The sequence below is a fragment of the Lysobacterales bacterium genome (assembly GCA_016703225.1).
Taxonomy (GTDB): Bacteria; Pseudomonadota; Gammaproteobacteria; order Xanthomonadales; family Ahniellaceae; genus JADKHK01.
This window is the reverse complement of the sequence record JADJCM010000001.1, coordinates 293,392-311,067: the sequence shown is the minus strand read 5'-3', so window position 1 is coordinate 311,067 and position 17,676 is coordinate 293,392. Positions and strand designations below refer to the sequence as shown.

Genomic DNA, 17,676 nt, shown 5'->3' with positions numbered 1-17,676 from the left:
AGCTCAATCCCGCGTGTCCGGCTCGACGAAACTGAAGCGGATTTCCGGGTGGGCCTGACGGATGGCGACTTCGACGCGGTTGATGGCTTCGCAGGCTTCCTGCATGCTGCCGTTGGCGGCGAGTTCGATCTTGGCGGCGAGCATGACGTCGTTGCCGAGTTGCAGCGTGATCAGGTTGAACACGCGCGCCACTTCCGGCTGGCGTTCGATCAGGGCGCGCAGTTCGCGGTTCAACGCCGGGTCGGCACTCTGGCCGATCAGCAGCGCCTTGACCTCGATCGAGATGAACAGCGCGACCACGATCAGCAGTACGCCGATGCCGAGCGTGCCGTAGGCGTCGTAGATCGGGTTGCCGGTGGCCATGGTGACCAGGATCGCGGCCAGCGCGAAGGTGAGGCCGAGCAGTGCCGCGAGGTCTTCGCCGAAGATCACGATCAGCTCGCTCTGGCGCGAGTCGCGGAACCACTGCCACAGGTTCTGCTGGCCGCGCGACTTGTTCACTTCCTTCAGGCAGCCCCACATCGAGAAGCTCTCGGCGACGATGCCGAAGCCGAGCACGCCGACCGCGAGCCAGGGCATTTGCAGTGGCTCCGGGTGCTGCAGCTTGTGCAGTCCTTCGTAGATCGAAAACATGCCGCCGACCGAGAACAACATCAGCGCGACCAGGAACGACCAGAAGTAGATCGCCTTGCCGAAGCCGAGCGGGAAGTCCGGCGTCGGTGGGCTCTTCGAGCGCTTCAGCCCCCACAGCAACAGCCCCTGGTTGCCGCAGTCGGCGAGCGAGTGCACGGCTTCGGCCATCATCGCGCCGGATTTGGTGACGCTGGCGGCGAACAGCTTGGTCAGGAAGATCGCAAAGTTCGCGCCGAGCGCGTACAGGATCGCCTTGGTCGAATCGCCCTTGCCGGCCATGCCGTTGTCCTGTGGATCGAAGCGGGCCGCGATTATGCCCGAGCGCGAACTCGTTCGAGCACGTACTCGCGGGGCGTCGGCGCATAATGCCGCGGCCATGAACCTGCCACCGAAATCCCCACTCCGGCGCGCGTCGATCCGACGCCAGCGCATCGGTGTCTGGCGCGAGCGTCTGTGGTTGCCGGATGGGCGCGAGGTGCTGTTGCGCCCGATCGAGGCGGTCGATGCCGAACCGCTGCGCCAGAGTTTCGCGCGGCTGTCGCCGGAGGAAGTGCGGTTGCGCTTCCTGCATCCGATCACCGAGCTGACGCCGGCTTTCGCGCAGCAGCTGTGCGACCTCGATCCGGCGACCGGTTTTGCGCTCGTGGTCAGTGAGCCGCTGCCCGCGGGCAGCGCCCTGATCGGCGCCGTGGCGCGACTCGCCATCGATCGCGAAGCCGGCGTTGCCGATTTCGCGCTGATCGTCGGTCGTGAAATCTCGGGGCAGGGCGTTGGCAGCCTTCTGGTTCGGCGCCTGATCGACTACGCGCGGCGACGGCGCCTGGACGAGATTCGCGGCGACGTGCTCGAAGACAACGCGCCGATGCTGGCGCTGTGCGATCGGCTGGGATTCAGTCGCAGCCACCAGCCCGAGGAGCCGGGCATGGTGCGTGTGCGCCGCTCACTGCGGCGCGGCGCCTGAGTCGAGCTCGCGCTGAACTTTTTTCGTCAGCTTGTTGCGCACCAGCTCGTAGGAATGGCGCACCAGCGCCTTCAGTTCTTCGGCCGGCATCGCCGCCGAGCTCAGCACCGAAACCCAGTGCGCGCGCGCCATGTACGGTGCCGGCACGATATGCGGGCGGTCGGTGATTTCCAGGAAGCGATCATCTTCGACCTTGAACGACACCTGGCCGCGGTACTTGCCCTGGAAACAGTAGACGCAGAACATCTTGCTGGCGACCAGGAACACCAGATCGTCGTGCCACTTGACCTCGTGGCTGACACCGGGCCAATCGTGCACCCACGATTCGATCGTCGCCTGATCCATCGCACGCTCCCGCAATTCGCCACAGTCTAGCCTGCGCCACGGCCAGCGGTTGCGCGCTAGATTCGGCGGATGATTTCGAAACTCCCGACCTGGGTCTGGATCTGGGCATGGCTGCTGGCCTTCATGGCCGGCATGATGAATGTCGTCGGCTTCCTCAGCTTCGAGCCGCAGGCGATCACCCACCTGACCGGCACCACGTCGCTGCTCGCAGTCGCGGTGGTGCAGCGCGATGGCGTCATGGCCTGGCATTGGCTGGCGATCATCGCCGCGTTCGTGTTCGGCGCCATGCTCAGCGGGCTGTTGCTGCGCCACAGCGCGCTGCGCCTCGGTCGGCGCTATGGCGTCGCGCTGGTGACCGAAGCGCTGCTGCTGGTGGTCGCGGCGCAACTGCTTGCACGGCACAACGCCGCCGGCATCTATCTCACCGGCATTGCCTGCGGCCTGCAGAATGCGATGGCGACGACCTACAGCGGCACCGTACTGCGCACCTCGCACCTGACCGGCATGTTCACCGACCTCGGCATCGCGCTCGGGCATGTGTTGCGCGGTTCCGGCTACGACCGTCGCCGCCTGCAGTTGTGCCTGATCGTGATCTCGGCGTTCTTCGCCGGCGGCATCGCCAGTGCGCTGCTGTTCCCGCGCCTGCGCTACGCAACCCTGTACCTCCCCGCCGCGATCGCGTTGTTGTTCGCCGCCGGTTACGCCGTCTATCGCATCCGCAAGCAGATCGTCGCCCAGGACCACGTCGCCGGCAGTTGAGTGTTCAGTGGTAGTCGTCCTGGCGCTGATGGCGCACGGCGATCAGGGTTACGGTCTGCGCAGCGGTGATCTTGTAGAGCGCGAGGTATCCGGCGGATCCGAAGGGGATCAGCAGCTCGCGCAGGAGTGGATCGCTCGGCGTCGCCTTGCGACAACTGAAGGGGGAATGTTCGAGCAGGCGAACCCCGGAGCGTATTGCGTCCAGCGCCCGTTCGGCGAGCGCGAAATCGCCGTCACTGCGTTTGAGGATGAAGTCGTACAGTCTCAGCAGATCCTGTTCTGTTTCAGCCGAAAAGAAGACCTGGTAGCTCTCGTGCGTGCGATTGACTTGGCCTTCGCGGCGGCGAGGCGCGCTTCCAGTTTCTTCATGACTTCGTCCGCGGGGATGAACACGTCCGTGCGGCATGCTTCTTCATAGGATGCGAGCCCGCGCGCAATGAACTCGCGCTGCGCCTGGCGTTTTTCGACGCCATGGCGAATCGCCGATTCGACAAAGCTGGAGAGGGTCTCGCCGCGCTCCAGAACCGACTCGGCTGCCTCACGCAACGCGGGATCCACGCGCAGCGAAGGGATCGTTGCCGTCTTCATCGAAACCTCCATGCGTTGCAATTGCGATGCACTATGCCGACCGATGCCCGCCAGCGCAATTCCACGCCGATCAAGGCCCGTCCGGGTTTGCGAGTGCGTAGCGATCGCGGCGCAACGTGACCGCGGGCGGCGTGTGGGTGCGCTCGAACGCGGCGTCGATCGCCGACAGATCGCGCCAGAAGTCGAGCCACGGCGAAGCCGCCTGCGCACGTTCCCAGCCGGCGTTGAAACGGAACGGCAGCGCGTGCACCTGCACGCTGCGCTGGCCGTTCGCGAGCGCAGCGGCGAGCAGCGAATAGATCTTCTCGATGCCGGCATCGGTCATGGCGTAGCAACCGATCGAGACGCAGCTGCCGTGCACCATCAGATATCCGCCGGTGCGCCGGTGCGCACGGTCGAATGCGTTCGGATAACCGAGATCGAAACTCAGGTGATAGCTGCTGAACGGATTCATCTGTCCGCGCCTGACCTGGTAGATGCCTTCCGGTGCCTGACCATCACCTTCGCGCAGCTTCGGTCCGAGCTCGCCGGAGTAGGTGCAGATCGGCCAGGTGTCGAGCAGGGCATACACGCCGGTGTCGGTGCGCGCCCACGCTTCCAGTTCGCGCTCCTGCTTGTAGATGCGCACGAACACCGGCGCGCCCCAGTCCGAGCGGATCGCACGCAGCTGCGTCGTCAGGTCGGCACGCACGCGCTGCTCGGCGACAGTGGCGCGTTGCGAGGAGGCGAGGCCGCTGGCGGCAAGCACCGAGGGTCCGGTCAGGGGCCAGAGCGACACGGCCGCCGCGACGGCTGCCGAGGCGAGGACTGCAGCCCAGTAATGCCAACGTCGCATCGCATCACTCCAGTCCCTGGCAGCCAGGTACGACGATCATCGTGGATTCGGCTACGGCGTGGACAGCGGGTGGTCCCTCTGGACGCCGGGATGATCTGGCGACCGACAAGAACCGTCGTTCGAAATCAAGCAAACTGTAATTTGCTTGTAATTGCGAAAACAAGCAAAATAGACTTATATTGATGGTCATGCCCATGCTGCAGGTCTCCGACAGCGAAATCAATCAGCGCCTTCGCGAGGAAAATCCGTGGTGGGCAGCAGGCGCGGGCATCGACGGCGGACATGCCGACTACCCGCGCCGGGCGTACCTGGGTCCCTTCTACCGCCTGATCCGTGCCGACGACCCGCAGCGCGCACTGTTGCTGCTGGGTCCGCGTCGCGTCGGAAAAACCATCATGGTTTTCCACGCCATTGATCGGCTGCTGGCCGAAGGGGTGCCCGGGCGCGACATCCTCTACGTGTCGCTCGAAACTCCGACCTATTTCAATCAGGGGCTGGACTCGCTGCTGCGTCGCTTCAGCGGCCTGTTCGAGCGCCCGGCGGGAACGCCGTTGTACGTGTTCTTCGACGAGATCCAGTACCTGAAGGGCTGGGAGGTCCACCTGAAATCGCTGGTGGACAGCCAGCGCAGCGCGCGCATTGTGGCGACTGGTTCGGCAGCGGCGGCGTTGAAGCACAAGAGCGTTGAGTCGGGTGCCGGGCGTTTCACCGAGTTCGTGCTGCCGCCGCTGACGTTCTTCGAGTACCTGCGCTTCCTCGGTGCCGAGGACGACCTGATCATCGAAGACGAGGACCGTACCGATGCGTCGCGCTTCCGTGCCCGCGACATTCATGCGCTGAACGACGCATTCGTCGCCTATGTGAACTTCGGCGGCTACCCGGAGGCGGTGTTCTCCGAAGCCGTGCGGCGCAATGCGCGCCGATATATCAAGAGCGACATCATCGACAAGGTCCTGCTGCGCGACTTGCCCAGCTTGTATGGAATCGCCGATGTGCAGGAGCTGAACTCGCTGTTCAATACCTTGGCTTACAACTCCGCGCAGGAAATCAGCGTGGAGGCGCTCGCACATTCCAGCGGCGTGAGCAAACCGACCATCGCCAAGTATCTGGAGTATCTGGAGGCTGCCTTCCTGATCAAGCGGCTGCGTCGCGTGGACGAAAATGCAGCGCGCTTCCGCAAGGCGATGACGTTCAAGGTGTACCTGACCAACCCGACGATGCGCGCGGCCCTGTTTGCGCCGCTCAAGGCCGACGATGCTGCGCTCGGTCATCTGGTCGAGACCGCCGTGTTCAGCCAATGGCTGCACAACGCGGACTACATCGATTCGCTGCACTACGCGCGGTGGAAAAAAGGCGAAGTGGACCTGGTTAGCCTGGATGCGCGCCAGAGGCCGCGTTTTGCGGTGGAGGTGAAATGGAGCGATCGTGCGGCGAGTGATGCCAAGGAGATCAGGGCGCTGCTCGATTTCGCTCGCACCAACCCGCTGCAACGCCGCCCACTGGTGACGACGCGCACCGCAAGCGCCTTGCAGGAATGGGATGGCATCAGCGTGGAGTTCACGCCCGCAGCACTGCATTGCTACACCGTCGGACGAAACACGCTGGAGCGGTCACGTTGAGCTGAATGCCGCTATCCTTCGCGCCCATTTTTAGAACGGTTGTCGACGTGGCTTCGATTTTCGATCCGGTGTTGCCGAGTGGCACGCAACTGCGTGCGTATTGGCGCGCGCCGGAAGGTTCGGCGCTGGCGCTCGCGCTTACGCAGGCGGCGCGCAAGCATGCCGGGTTGCTGGTGGCGGTCACGGCGGATACCCATGCCGCGCATGCGCTCGAGGCCGAGCTCGGCGTATTTGCAGGCGGCGAATTGCCGATCCTGCATCTCCCGGACTGGGAGACGCTGCCCTACGACGTGTTCTCGCCGCATCCGGAAATCGCTGCGTCGCGCATCAGTACGCTGTATCGGCTGCCGGCGCTGACGCGCGGCGTGCTGGTGGTGCCGGTGTCGACGCTGATGCAGCGGGTGACGCCGAAGCGCTGGCTGATGGGCCAGAGCCTGGTGCTCAAGATCGGGCAGAAGTTCGACCTGGAAGCCGAGAAGCGCATGCTCGAAGCGGCGGGGTATCGACACGTGCCGCAGGTGTTCGAACCGGGTGATTACGCGACACGCGGTGCGCTGCTCGACCTGTATCCGTCGGGTTGTGCGGCGCCGTATCGCATCGAGCTGCTCGATGACGAGATCGACTCGATCCGCAGCTTCGATCCGGAAACGCAGCGCTCGCAGGACAAGGTCACGCAGGTGTCGATGTTGCCGGCGCGCGAGTTCCCGCTCACCGAGGCTGCGACCAAGGCGTTCAAGAACGAATTGCGCGAGCGCTTCGACATCGACCCGCGGCGTTCGCCGCTGTATCTCGACCTGCGCGAAGGCGCGGCGCCGGCTGGCATCGAGTCCTACCTGCCGCTGTTCTTCGAGCAGCTCGACACTCTGTTCGACTACCTCGGTGGCACGCCGCTGTTCGCCTTGGCGCCCGGCGTGCTTGAAGCCGCCGAGCACTTCTGGGCACAGACCGCCACGCGCCACGAATCGCGTCGCCACGACATCGAGCGGCCGGTGTTGTCACCGGGTGAGTTGTTCGTGCCGCCGCAGCAGTTGCGCGAGATGCTGAACCTGCACCCGCGCATCGAGCTGCTGCCGGGGACGAGCGACAAGCCGGTGACGCGGCTCGGCACGCAGCCGGCGCCGAGCCTCCCGATCGACCGAAAGCACCAAGACCCGGCTGCAAACCTGCGCCAATTCCTGAGCAGCTACCGCGGCCGCGTTCTGATCGTCGCCGACTCGCCCGGGCGGCGCGAAGGCATCGTCGATTTGCTCGCGAGTTTCGAGCTGCGTCCGCTCACGCTCGGCTCGTGGCAGAGTTTCCTCGCCTCCGATGCGCACTTCGCCATCACCGTTGCGCCACTCGAAGACGGCCTCGCTCTTGATGACCCGCAACTGGTCGTGCTCACCGAGCGCCAGTTGTACGGCGAACGCGTACAGCAAGTGCGCCGGCGCAAGCGCGCCGGGCGCGATCCCGAAACCATCATTCGCGATCTTGGCGAACTCGCGATCGGTGCACCGGTGGTGCATGAAGACCACGGCGTCGGACGCTATCTCGGTCTGATGACGCTCGAAGTCGGCGGCCAGAGCGGCGAGTTCCTCGCCATCGAATACGCCAAAGGCGACAAGCTCTACGTACCGGTGGCGAACCTGCATCTGGTCGGGCGCTACACCGGAGCCGCGCCGGAACAGGCGCCGCTGCATTCGCTTGGCGGCGAGGCCTGGGTTCGCGCCAAGCGCCGCGCTGCCGAGAAGGTGCGCGATGCCGCCGCCGAACTGCTAGAAATCTATGCACGGCGCGCGGCCAAGCCGGGCATCGAAGTCCACCTCGACAAGCCCGCCTACGAACAGTTTGCGGCGAGTTTCCCGTTTGAGGAGACGCCCGACCAGGCGAGCGCGATCGAGGCGGTGATCGCTGATCTTGGCCGGCCTGCGCCGATGTATCGCGTGGTTTGCGGCGATGTCGGTTTCGGCAAGACCGAAGTCGCGCTGCGTGCGGCCTTCGTCGTTGCCCAGGCCGGCAAGCAGGTGGCCGTGCTGGTGCCGACCACGCTGCTGGCGCAGCAGCACTACCAGAATTTCCGCGACCGTTTTGCCGACTGGCCGATTCGCGTCGAGGTGCTGTCGCGCTTCAAGTCGGGCAAGGAGATCAACGAAGCGCTGAAGCTGCTCGCGGATGGTTCGCTCGACGTCGTGATCGGAACGCACAAGCTGCTCGCGCCGGAAGTGCGCTTCAAGGACCTTGGTCTGGTCATCGTCGATGAAGAACAGCGCTTCGGCGTGCGCCACAAGGAGATGTTCCGCAAGTTGCGCGCGGAGGTGGACCTGCTGACGCTGACCGCGACGCCGATCCCGCGCACATTGAACATGGCCATGGCCGGGCTGCGTGATCTGTCGATCATCGGCACGCCGCCGGCGCATCGCGTCGCGGTGCAGACCTTCGTCACGCCCTGGGACAACGCGCTGCTGCGCGAGGCCTTCCAGCGCGAGCTCGCGCGTGGCGGCCAGATCTACTTCCTGCACAACGAAGTCGAGAGCATCCAGAAGATGGCCGCGACCCTGGCCGAGCTGGTGCCGGAGGCACGCGTGCGCATCGCGCACGGGCAGATGGCCGAGCGCGATCTCGAGCAGGTGATGCTCGACTTCTATCGTCAGCGCTTCAACGTACTGCTATGCACGACCATCATCGAGTCCGGCATCGACGTGCCGAGCGCGAACACCATCATCATCCACCGCGCCGACAAGTTCGGCCTGTCGCAGTTGCACCAGCTGCGCGGCCGCGTCGGTCGCTCGCATCATCGCGCCTATGCCTACCTGGTGACGCCCGACCGCAAGGCGATGACCGCCGATGCCGAGAAGCGCCTGGAGGCGATCGCGTCGCTGGACGAACTCGGCGCCGGCTTCACGCTCGCCACCCACGATCTCGAAATCCGCGGTGCGGGCGAATTGCTCGGCGAGGAACAGAGCGGCCAGATCAGCGAGGTCGGCTTCACCCTGTACACCGAGATGCTCGAACGCGCGGTCGCCGCGCTCAAGGCCGGCAAGGTGCCCGATCTGGAGAATGCGCATGCCGATCGCGTCGAGGTTGAACTGCGTGTGCCGGCCCTGATACCGGACGACTACCTTGGCGATGTGCACGAGCGGCTCACGCTGTACAAGCGCATCAGCATGGCTCGTGACGACGACGGCCTGCGCGATCTTCAGGTCGAGATGATCGACCGCTTCGGCCTGCTGCCGCCGCAGGCGCAATCCCTGTTCGCGGTGGCGCGGCTGAAGCTGCACTGCGAACGCCTGGGCATCCGCAAGCTCGACGTCGATCGTGCCGGCGGCCGCATCCACTTCCGTGCGCAGCCGAATGTCGAGCCACGGATCATCATCAAGCTGATCCAGGACCTACCCAAGGTCTATGCGCTCGATGGTCAGGACAAGCTGCGTTTCCGCCAGGAATTGCCCGAGCCGCAGCAGCGCATCACATTCGTGCAGAAGCTGCTGGAGCGCTTGTCGGGGCGCGGCTGAGATCAAGTTCCACGCGCACTTCGACCTGGTGGCCGATGTCGTCTTCGCTCGCCCAGTCGCCGGCGCCGAGGCCGAATGCGAGGCGGTCGAGCGTGACCTTGGCGGTCAGGCGTGCGCCCTCGCTCGCGGGTTCGAAGGCGAATGGAAACTTGATCGCGACAGTTCGATCACGGATCGTGAGCGTGGCGTCGGCTTCGAAGTGGGTGGCGTCGATCGCGCGCATCGCTCCGGTCACGAAGCGTGCCTTCGGGAATGCTCCGATCGCGAAGAAGTCTTCGCCCTTGAGCGCTTCGTCGCGTTCCTCGTTGTCGGTGTTGGCGCTGGCGAGTTCGATCCACACGTCGAAGCGGCTGGCGGCGAGGTCGGTGGCGTCGAAGCGGATGCTCGGGCCGAAGCGCTCGAAGCGGCCTTCGAAGCGCTCGCCTTGTTGCATGCCGCTGAACCCCAGACTGCCGCTGCGCATGGTGTAGTCGCTGCCGAACGCGGCGGTGGTCATGGACAGCAGCAACACTGCAGCGATGGCAAGGCGGCGGATCATGGCAACTCCTGGTTCGGCGCAGTGGGCGCGGCGGCTGCGCGCGTCTTGGCGAAGGGCAACATGCGGCGCAGCGTATCGTCGCGGTCGATCAGATGGTGCTTGAGCGCGCCGGCAACGTGCACGATCAACAGCGCGAGGATGGTGTAGGCGAGCACTTCATGGACCTCGTGCGCGAGTTGCTTGAGCGCCTTGTCCGGCGCCACCAATGCCGGCAATTGCACCCACCCAAACCAGCGCAGCGGGAAGTTCGCCGCCGAGTTGTACACCCAGCCCGAGATCGGCATGGCGATCAGCAGCACGTAGAACAGACGGTGCACCGCGCGCGCCGCGAAAACGAGCCATGGAGAATCGGCTCCGGCATCGCGCGGACGCAGGTCGATGCCGCGCCAGGCCAGGCGCAGCAGCATCAGCGCGAGCACGGTGATGCCGACAGATTTGTGCAGCGCATACAACTGGAGCTTCTGCGGCGAGGTCTTGAGGTCGGTCATGGTCAGGCCGCCGACCAGCAGGCCGATCACCGCGATCGCCACCGTCCAGTGCAACAACTTGGCGACCGCGCCCCAGCGCGTTGCGTCACTTCTTGCGTTCACGCTTGCGGCCCTCGCGGATGCCTTCGATGTCGAGGCGGATCTCGATGTCGTCGCCGACCTCGGGGAGGAAACGGGTCATGCCGAAGTCGCTGCGCTTGAGCGTCGCGTGCGCCTCGAAGCCGGCGACCTGCTGCAGCGAATACTTGTGCACGCCAGCGCGGTTGAAGCGCAGGCGCAGCGTGACCGGGCGGGTGATGCCGCGCAGGCTCAGCTCGCCCTCGATGCGGCCCTCACGCTCGCTCTCGCGCACCACTTCCAGGCAGCGATAACGCATCTGCGGGTGGCGCTCGGCATCGAACCAGCGCTCGCCGAGCAGGGTGCGGTTCCAGGCATCGTCGTCGAGGTCGATCGAGGCGACACCGATGCGCACGTCGCAGCTCGACTTCGCCCAGTCCTCGGCGTCAAAGCGGAAGCCGCCCTCCAGGTCATGGAACTCCCCCTCGGACATCGAGAAGCCCAGGTGCGAGACGCGAAACTGCACCTGCGAATGCACCTGGTCGAACCGATAGTCGCTGGCCGCGGCGACGGGCAGGGCGGCGAACAGGGCGAGCAGCGGCAGTAGCGGACGTCTCATGGCGCCCACTTTGCCACGGACGCACCTGACCGGTAGCCCCGGGTTGCGCAATCCCTCTTGGCGAAACTGCAAACGGCTGGCATCGTCGCGGGATGATGCGCATTGCCGCCCGTTGCTGCTTCGTGTTTGTGAGTGGTGCCGCCGCGCTGGAGGTTGGTGCCGCCGAGCCGCGCTTTCGCCACTACGGCGCGGCCGATGGCCTGCCTTCGCCGGCGACGCTGGAGGTGGTGCAGGACCCGCAGGGGTATGTCTGGGTGGCGACGGGCGATGGCCTGGCGCGCTTTGATGGGCGCGAGTTCCGCGTGTTCCGCAATGATCCGGCCGATCCGGCGTCGCTGCCCTGCAATGACGTGCAGACCGTGCTCGCGACACGCGCCGGACGCATTCTGGTCGGTTGCGAGTCGAGCGGATTGGCCGTGCTCGACGATTCTGAGGGCCGCGGCTTTACCCGCCACGTCGCGGATGCAACGGGCGATGGACTGCGTGGTGGCGATGTGTTCGCGCTCGCAGAGACGTCTGCCGGGCAGGTCTATGCCGGCACCTATGCGCAGGGCGTGACGCGCTTTCGTCCGGCGACCGGGGAGATGGCGGCGCTTGATCGCATCGCCGATGTCGACGCGGCGCTGAAAACGGCAACCGTGCTCGACCTCACCGTTGACCACGATGGCGTGCTCTGGGTCGGAACGCTGGATGCCCTGTGGCGCATCGACGACGCCGACGCCGAGCATCCCGGGCCGCTGCGGCGCGTGGCCGAACTGCCGTTGGTCAACACGGTCGCGGTCACCGCCGATGGTCGGTTGTGGGTGGGCGCGCAGAACGCGCTGTTCCGTCGCGACGCCAGTGGCGACACGCTGCAGCGCATCGAGTTGCCGGCGGAGGCGGGCATCATCGAATCGGTCATCGACGGCGCGCCCGGCGAGACCTGGGTGGCAACCCGAGGCGGCGTGCTGCGCATCGGTGCCGATGGCCGGCGTGACTGGCTTCGCCACCGGCCCGCCGTGCCGGAGTCCTTGCCGGATGTGCACGTCACTGACTTGCTGCGCGATCACGAAGGCGGCTTGTGGTTCGCGTTGCAGGCGCATGGGCTCGCCTACCTGCGCCCGGACTGGGCGCGGGTGCAGCTGCTGCGCCACGACCCGCTCGATGCGAACAGCCTGTCACCGGGTCGTGCCAGCGGCATCGCGACTTGTCCCGACGGCGCGCTGTGGCTGCTCGCGACCGCAGGTGAGCTGACGCGCATCGGCGCCGATGGCAGCGTGCAGCGTTGGACCGCGTCGCGCCAGGCGGCGGAACTGCGCAAGCAGCGGCTGGCGGCGATCCACTGCGATTCCGCCGGTGCCTTGTGGCTGCCGCACCGAAACGGCGTGCTGCGCTTCGATCCGGCGCAAGACACGCTGGACCGGCTGCCGCAGGCGGGGGAGCCCTGGGCCGAGGGCGCACCCGAGTACATCGCGCAGACGCCGGACGGAACGCTGTGGATCGGCGCCCTGACTGCCGGTCTGAACCAGATGACCAGCGCCGGTCGCAATCGCGTCTGGCTGGTCGGCGAACGCGGCTTCGTCAGCGACGACATCGAGCAGATGGCGATCGGTCCCGAGGGTCGGCTGTGGCTGGCCGATGGCTCCGGCCTGCGCCATTACGATGCCGCCACGGACCGTTTCGTCGCCGCCGATGACATCACCGCCGAACGCGTGCATGCGTTCCTGTTCACCGGCGATGATCTGATCGTGCACCAATACGGCCGCCTGTCGCGTTATCGCATCGACGGCGGGTCGCGCTCGTTGCGCTGGAGGTTGACCACCGGCGATGGCCTGCCCGCGGCCGAGGCCGCGTCGCTGTTTGCCGACGTCAGTGGTCGCGTCTGGCTGAGCGGGCCGCGTGGGCTGTGGCGGGTCGATCCGGAACCGCTGCGACTGAGCGCAGTGACCGCCGCCGATGGCCTGCCGAGCGTGCAGTTCTCGCCGAAGCCGAGTGCAGTGCGGCATGCCGGGCGCATGGTCTGGTTGAGCAGCGAAGGCCTGCTCTCGATCGACGCGGATGCGCGCGTGGCGCCGGCGCCGGCCTCGCCGTTGCGCTGGAGCACGTTGCGCTATCTGCACGGCGACGATGCGCGCGCGTTCGATCCGGGCAAGGATGCGCTCGGCTTCGGCCCGGACGACCACGAACTTCAGGTCAGTGCGCGCCTGCTGTCGTTCATCGACCCGCGCTCGAATCGGTACCGCTTCCGCGTCGAGGGTTTCGATGCCGACTGGGTCGAAGGCAGCGAACTCGGCGAACGCGTGCTGGCGCGGTTGCCGGCGGGTCGCTTCCGCATGCAGGTGCGCGCCGCCAATGCCGTGGGCGTGGATGCCGCGGGCACGCTGACCGCGCGCTTGCAGGTGACACCGCCGTGGTGGGCCAGCACCGCAGCCTACGTCGGTTACGCAGGGTTGGCGGCGCTTTTGTTCGCCTTGCTCTGGCGTGGCCATCGCGCGCGGCTGGAGCGCCGTCATGCCTTCGCGCTGGCTGAGGAGCGCCGGCGTCTGGCCGAGTCCGCGAGCGCTGCCAAGAGCGAGTTCCTGGCCACCGTCGGGCACGAAATTCGCACGCCGATGACCGGTGTGATTGGCATGGCCGAACTGCTCGGGCAGACCACGCTCGATGGCACCCAGCGCCACTATCTCGATACCGTGCTGCGTTCCGGGCAGCACTTGCTGCGCATCGTCAACGACCTGCTCGACCTGTCGCGCGCCGAGTCCGGCAAGCTCAGCCTCAACCTCGCGCAGGGCGATTTGCATGCACTGCTGCGCGAGGTGCATGCGCTCGAGGCGCCCTTGATCCGTGCCCGCGGCATCGACTGCACGCTCGTGATCGCCGCCGAGGTGCCGTGCCGAGCGCGCTTCGACGCGACGCGCCTGCGCCAGATCCTGCTGAACCTGATGAACAACGCCTTCAAGTTCACCCAGCGCGGCGAGATCGCCGTGACCGCGCGGCGCGAAGGCGGCGATATCGCCATCAGCGTGCGCGACAGCGGCCCTGGTCTCAGCGCCGACGAGTGTGCGCGCCTGTTCCAGCGCTTCGAGCAGACCAGCCTCGGCGAACGTTCCGGCGGCAGCGGGCTCGGGCTCGCGATCGTGCACCAGCTCGCGCAGTTGATGGGCGGGCGGGTCGCGCTCGAGTCCACCCCAGGTGTTGGTTCGTGCTTCACTGTGTACTTGCCCTTGGCCGCGAGCGCGGAACCGGATGTCGATTCGGTGACGGAAGCGGTGGCGACGACAAGCGCGGCGACGGCGTTCGCTGCAGATTCGGAGCGTCCATTGCAGGAGCGGATCGTGCTGCTGGTCGAGGACGATGCCACCACCTGCGAAGTGGTCGCGGCGATGCTCGGCGGACTCGGCGCCAGCGTGCGCAGCGCCGACCAGGCGATGCTCGCGCTGCATCACGCCGATGCCGGCGTGGCCTTGATCGTCAGCGACCTCGACTTGCCCGCCATGAGCGGCCTGCACTTGCTGCCGTTGCTGCGTGGCCGCTGCGGTCGCCGGGTGCCGGCGATCGCCATCACCGCGCGCAGCGAAGCCAACACCGAGGTCGAGGCGCGCGCCGCCGGCTTCGATTCCTTCCTGCGCAAACCGCTCGACATCGCCGGCCTGCGCGCGGCGATACGCGCCCTCGCTGCGGTCGATGACGCAGGCAACGAGGGCTAGCGAAAACCAGCGGGCCCCGGCCTGCGGACCGCTGCCATCGCAGGAAGCGCGAACAGCCGGAGACCAACTGCGTGGGCGGCTCCGAACCGCGGAACATCACCCGCGGTGGCGTTGGGTGACTCTTGTGGTCGGCATTTTCGGCATGTGCCACCCCCCGGAGTGCGAGGTGACAGTGGCTCGTCCGCGCTAGCCGAGACATGTACGATTTGCCGTACGCTTCGAGATCGCCGATGGATGCCATCACCTGCACTGCCGCACGTGCCAAGCTGGCCGACACGATGGATCGTGTCTGCAACGACCACGATCCAGTCATCATCACCCGCAACGGCGAGCGCCAGGCGGTGGTCATGATGTCGCTTGATGACTACAACGCGCTGGAAGAGACCGCCTTCTTGCTGCGCAGCCCCCGCAATGCGCGGCGGCTGCTTGCTGCTGTCGCGGATCTTGAGTCTGGTCGCGGCAAGGTACGGAAACTGGTCGGATGAAGGCGGTTTTCTGCTGGCGGCAGAGCGACCTTGCCGACGGTACGGGGTCAACGAAAGTTCGCCATGGCGATGATGTGCCATGCGCCGCGCCTCGGCCCCGAAAGCGCTCCCACACGGGGTTGGCAAGACATGTGTTGATGGCGAGCCTGTCTTGCTGTGCGCTCATTGCGACGAGTGGGCGCGTGATCGCGTCAGCGCCGTCCGAGACGCTGAGTGTCGACAAGGCGATGGCGGCATTCGAGGCTGCGAAGGAGCGTGCTTTCCAGTCGCAGCTCGAACTGTTTCGTGCAGACGGCGAACCTGAGGCGGATGCATCTGCGGTGCTGCGTCGCTGCGAGTATCTCGGCAACTTTCGCGACGAGGAGGGCGGCGCCTGGATCGAGGAGGCCGAATCTCTGCACGCGGACTGCGTCGAGGAATTGCAGACGCAGTTCGCCGACGTACCGGAGGTTCAGGTGTTCCTGTTCGAGCAGGAATGGGGCGAAGGCGTTCGGGCACGGGGAGAAGCCTTGTTGAGCGCTGGCGCGTCCTGGGACCGTTCCCTGCGCCGCCGCGTCGCCGAGCATTTGTACTGGCAAGGCTCGGATGATCAGCGATCGGGGCATTTCGCTGTCGTCGCCGCCGAGCTTGGCAGCGGCGAGTTGGTGGATGAAGGCGCGGCATTTCTCGCCGGACAACGCAAGTACGTCGAGGCGGCAGTCCTGCTCGCCAAGGCCAAGCCCGCCGAGAGCGTCTGGGACGCGAATGCCCGGTTGCGCGCAGCACTTGCGCTACCGGACACCAACGTCGCGCGCAGCGAGCTGCGTCGACACTTCTCGCTCGCAGAGCAACTGCAGGCAACTGTGGTCGCCCGGATCGAGCTGCGGTCGGGACGCTTGGCAGCAGCGCAAGAGGCTTTGCAGCGCACCGGAGCGGCGGACGAATCCGACTTTGCTGCGATGGCTTTCGATCTGGCGATGGCCCAGCGTGATTGGCGCGTGGCTTCCGTCCATGCAGCAGTTACCGCGGACGATTTTCCTGGAGCGATGACGCGCAGCCTTCAGCTGATCAAGCGGCACCCTGCCAGCCTCGGCCAGACGGCGATCTGGCCGGCATTGGCGGCGCTGTTCGCGATCGTGCTTGTGCTGGCACTGATGCCGGCACTGGTCCTTGTGCCGGTACATTATCGTGGGCTTGTGCGCCGCGCCCGTGGCCATCGGTCGACGCCGCTGTTTCCCCGCATTGGCCTGTGGCAGGCATGGTTCGGCTGCTCCGTGCTGTTCTGTGTGCCGTTGCTGACGATGATGTTGATCGCGACCGATGACCTCGTATTCCTCTTCGAGGGCGAGATCGATGTGCATTCCGGGCAGATATTTCCAGCGATGCTCTGGGGCACGCTCGCGGCACTGCTGGTTCTGCTTCCGACGCTTTCCAAGTTTGGGCCGCGCCACTTGCTGTGGGGCAGCGCGCCGATGATCGGTTTGTGGCGCATCCCGGTGGCACTGCTACTGGTTTGGGCGGTGGGCTACGGGCTGGCGCTCGCGCAACAGGGACGGCCCATCGAGACCTTTCAGACGCGCGTAATCACCGCCCTGATCGCCGATGGCACGAGCAGCCACGGGTTGCCAGTGGCCCTGATGCTGCTTGCGCTGCTCGTGCCCGTGCTGGAAGAACTGGTGTTCCGCGGCTTGTTGCTCGGCGGCCTGACCCAGCATATCCGTTTTGGCTGGGCCAACCTGACCCAGGGACTGGCGTTCGCACTGATGCACGATGACCCGCCGCGATTCGTCTACTACCTCGCGCTGGGCCTGGCTGCCGGGTGGCTGGTGCGCTGGAGCGGCGCGCTGCTACCAGCGATTCTGCTGCATGCGATGAACAATGCCGTGGCGTTCTGGTTGCAGTCGAGTTGAGCGCACGGTCTCCTGGCCTGATCCATGCAATCTAGACTCCGCGCGCAACGCCTTGATCGCCCTACTGCGCAGCGCCTTGCGCATTTCCTGCGGCGTCGTTCGCAGCAGGCAATTCGGCGCCGGCTTTCCTGTGCAGTCCGCGAGCCACTTCTGGGGAGTCGCCAATGTTGATCCGCAATGCAGTTCATAGCGACGCCGCACGGCTCGCACGGTTCGCCGAGCAGACGTTTCGGGAGACCTTTGCTGCCCTGAACCGCGCCGAGGACATGGACCTGCACTGCAGCCGGAGCTACGGCGAGTCATTGCAGGCCGCCGAGATTTCCGATCCGCGCAGGACCACGCTGCTCGCGGAGCACACGGGCGACCTGATCGGCTACGCGCAGCTGCGCTGGGGCGAGGCGCCGGCGTGCGTGGTCGCGCTGCGGCCCGGCGAGATCCAGCGGCTGTACGTGCTCGCTGATTGGCACGGGCACGGCGTCGCGCAGGAACTGATGACCGCCAGTATCGCCGAGGCGCGACACCGCCGCGCGGACGCGATCTGGCTCGGTGTCTGGGAGCGCAATCCCAGGGCGCTCGCGTTCTATCGTCGTTGCGGTTTCGTCGAAGTCGGCGACCACGTCTTCCCGCTCGGCAACGACTCGCAGCGGGATCTGGTGATGGCGTTGTCCCTGGCGCATTGACCTAAT

The 17,676-nt window shown here is 66.1% G+C and carries 15 protein-coding genes; 8 read left to right on the top strand and 7 right to left on the bottom strand.

The features are described 5' to 3' along the window. Window positions 1–3: 3 nt before the first annotated feature. The gene (locus IPG63_01350; protein MBK6725898.1) at window positions 4–912 is read right to left on the bottom strand and encodes a cation transporter; all 909 of its coding nucleotides are present in this window, start codon (window positions 910–912) and stop codon (window positions 4–6) included. A gap of 97 nt (window positions 913–1,009) precedes the next feature. Between IPG63_01350 and IPG63_01345 the strand changes: the two genes are divergently transcribed. Beyond that, window positions 1,010–1,594 (top strand): GNAT family N-acetyltransferase, encoded by a 585-nt coding sequence (locus IPG63_01345; GenBank protein MBK6725897.1) that lies wholly within the window; start codon window positions 1,010–1,012, stop codon window positions 1,592–1,594. Here IPG63_01345 and IPG63_01340 read toward each other — a convergent pair. Beyond that, window positions 1,574–1,939, bottom strand: a complete 366-nt coding sequence (locus tag IPG63_01340; protein MBK6725896.1) for an MmcQ/YjbR family DNA-binding protein — start codon at window positions 1,937–1,939, stop codon at window positions 1,574–1,576. The two genes, IPG63_01345 and IPG63_01340, sit on opposite strands and share 21 nt — an antisense overlap. 69 nt (window positions 1,940–2,008) lie before the next feature. On the opposite strand from IPG63_01340, the gene IPG63_01335 reads away from it, so the two are divergent. Then, a complete protein-coding gene (locus tag IPG63_01335; GenBank protein ID MBK6725895.1) occupies window positions 2,009–2,698 on the top strand; it encodes a DUF1275 domain-containing protein in 690 nt (229 codons plus the stop codon). A 4-nt stretch (window positions 2,699–2,702) separates the two neighbouring features. Here IPG63_01335 and IPG63_01330 read toward each other — a convergent pair whose 3' ends face one another. Continuing rightward, window positions 2,703–3,104 carry a type II toxin-antitoxin system RelE/ParE family toxin gene (locus tag IPG63_01330; protein MBK6725894.1) on the bottom strand — a complete coding sequence of 134 codons (402 nt, stop codon included), beginning with the start codon at window positions 3,102–3,104 and terminating at the stop codon, window positions 2,703–2,705. A 252-nt stretch (window positions 3,105–3,356) separates the two neighbouring features. Then, a complete protein-coding gene (locus IPG63_01325) occupies window positions 3,357–4,121 on the bottom strand; it encodes a murein L,D-transpeptidase (protein ID MBK6725893.1) in 765 nt (254 codons plus the stop codon). 194 nt (window positions 4,122–4,315) lie between these two features. On the opposite strand from IPG63_01325, the gene IPG63_01320 reads away from it, so the two are divergent. Continuing rightward, window positions 4,316–5,740: an ATP-binding protein gene (locus IPG63_01320; protein MBK6725892.1), complete on the top strand. Its 1,425-nt coding sequence runs from the start codon at window positions 4,316–4,318 to the stop codon at window positions 5,738–5,740. A 5-nt stretch (window positions 5,741–5,745) separates the two neighbouring features. Continuing rightward, a complete protein-coding gene (gene mfd / locus IPG63_01315) occupies window positions 5,746–9,231 on the top strand; it encodes a transcription-repair coupling factor (GenBank protein ID MBK6725891.1) in 3,486 nt (1,161 codons plus the stop codon). Here the strand turns inward: mfd and IPG63_01310 are convergent. The 3 genes from IPG63_01310 to IPG63_01300 are packed head-to-tail and all read right to left on the bottom strand — an operon-like array spanning window position 9,185 to window position 10,933. Continuing rightward, entirely contained in the window at window positions 9,185–9,769 is a 585-nt protein-coding gene (locus IPG63_01310) for a YceI family protein (GenBank protein MBK6725890.1), read from the bottom strand. The genes mfd and IPG63_01310 overlap by 47 nt on opposite strands. Next, entirely contained in the window at window positions 9,766–10,359 is a 594-nt protein-coding gene (locus IPG63_01305) for a cytochrome b (GenBank protein MBK6725889.1), read from the bottom strand. The genes IPG63_01310 and IPG63_01305 overlap by 4 nt, the downstream gene beginning before the upstream one ends. Beyond that, complete coding sequence (locus IPG63_01300; protein ID MBK6725888.1) at window positions 10,343–10,933, bottom strand: polyisoprenoid-binding protein; 591 nt, start codon at window positions 10,931–10,933, stop codon at window positions 10,343–10,345. Before IPG63_01300 ends, IPG63_01305 begins: the two co-directional genes overlap by 17 nt. A 92-nt stretch (window positions 10,934–11,025) precedes the next feature. On the opposite strand from IPG63_01300, the gene IPG63_01295 reads away from it, so the two are divergent. The 4 genes from IPG63_01295 to IPG63_01280 all read left to right on the top strand — a co-directional run bounded on the left by IPG63_01295 (window position 11,026) and on the right by IPG63_01280 (window position 17,670). After that, window positions 11,026–14,616, top strand: coding sequence for a response regulator (locus IPG63_01295; protein ID MBK6725887.1), 3,591 nt, complete (start codon window positions 11,026–11,028; stop codon window positions 14,614–14,616). 230 nt (window positions 14,617–14,846) lie between these two features. Then, a complete protein-coding gene (locus IPG63_01290) occupies window positions 14,847–15,101 on the top strand; it encodes a type II toxin-antitoxin system prevent-host-death family antitoxin (protein MBK6725886.1) in 255 nt (84 codons plus the stop codon). Window positions 15,102–15,283: 182 nt separating this feature from the next. Next, entirely contained in the window at window positions 15,284–16,990 is a 1,707-nt protein-coding gene (locus IPG63_01285) for a CPBP family intramembrane metalloprotease (protein ID MBK6725885.1), read from the top strand. A gap of 164 nt (window positions 16,991–17,154) precedes the next feature. Beyond that, on the top strand, window positions 17,155–17,670 hold the full coding sequence (locus IPG63_01280; GenBank protein ID MBK6725884.1) for a GNAT family N-acetyltransferase: 516 nt from the start codon (window positions 17,155–17,157) through the stop codon (window positions 17,668–17,670). Window positions 17,671–17,676 lie beyond the last annotated feature (6 nt).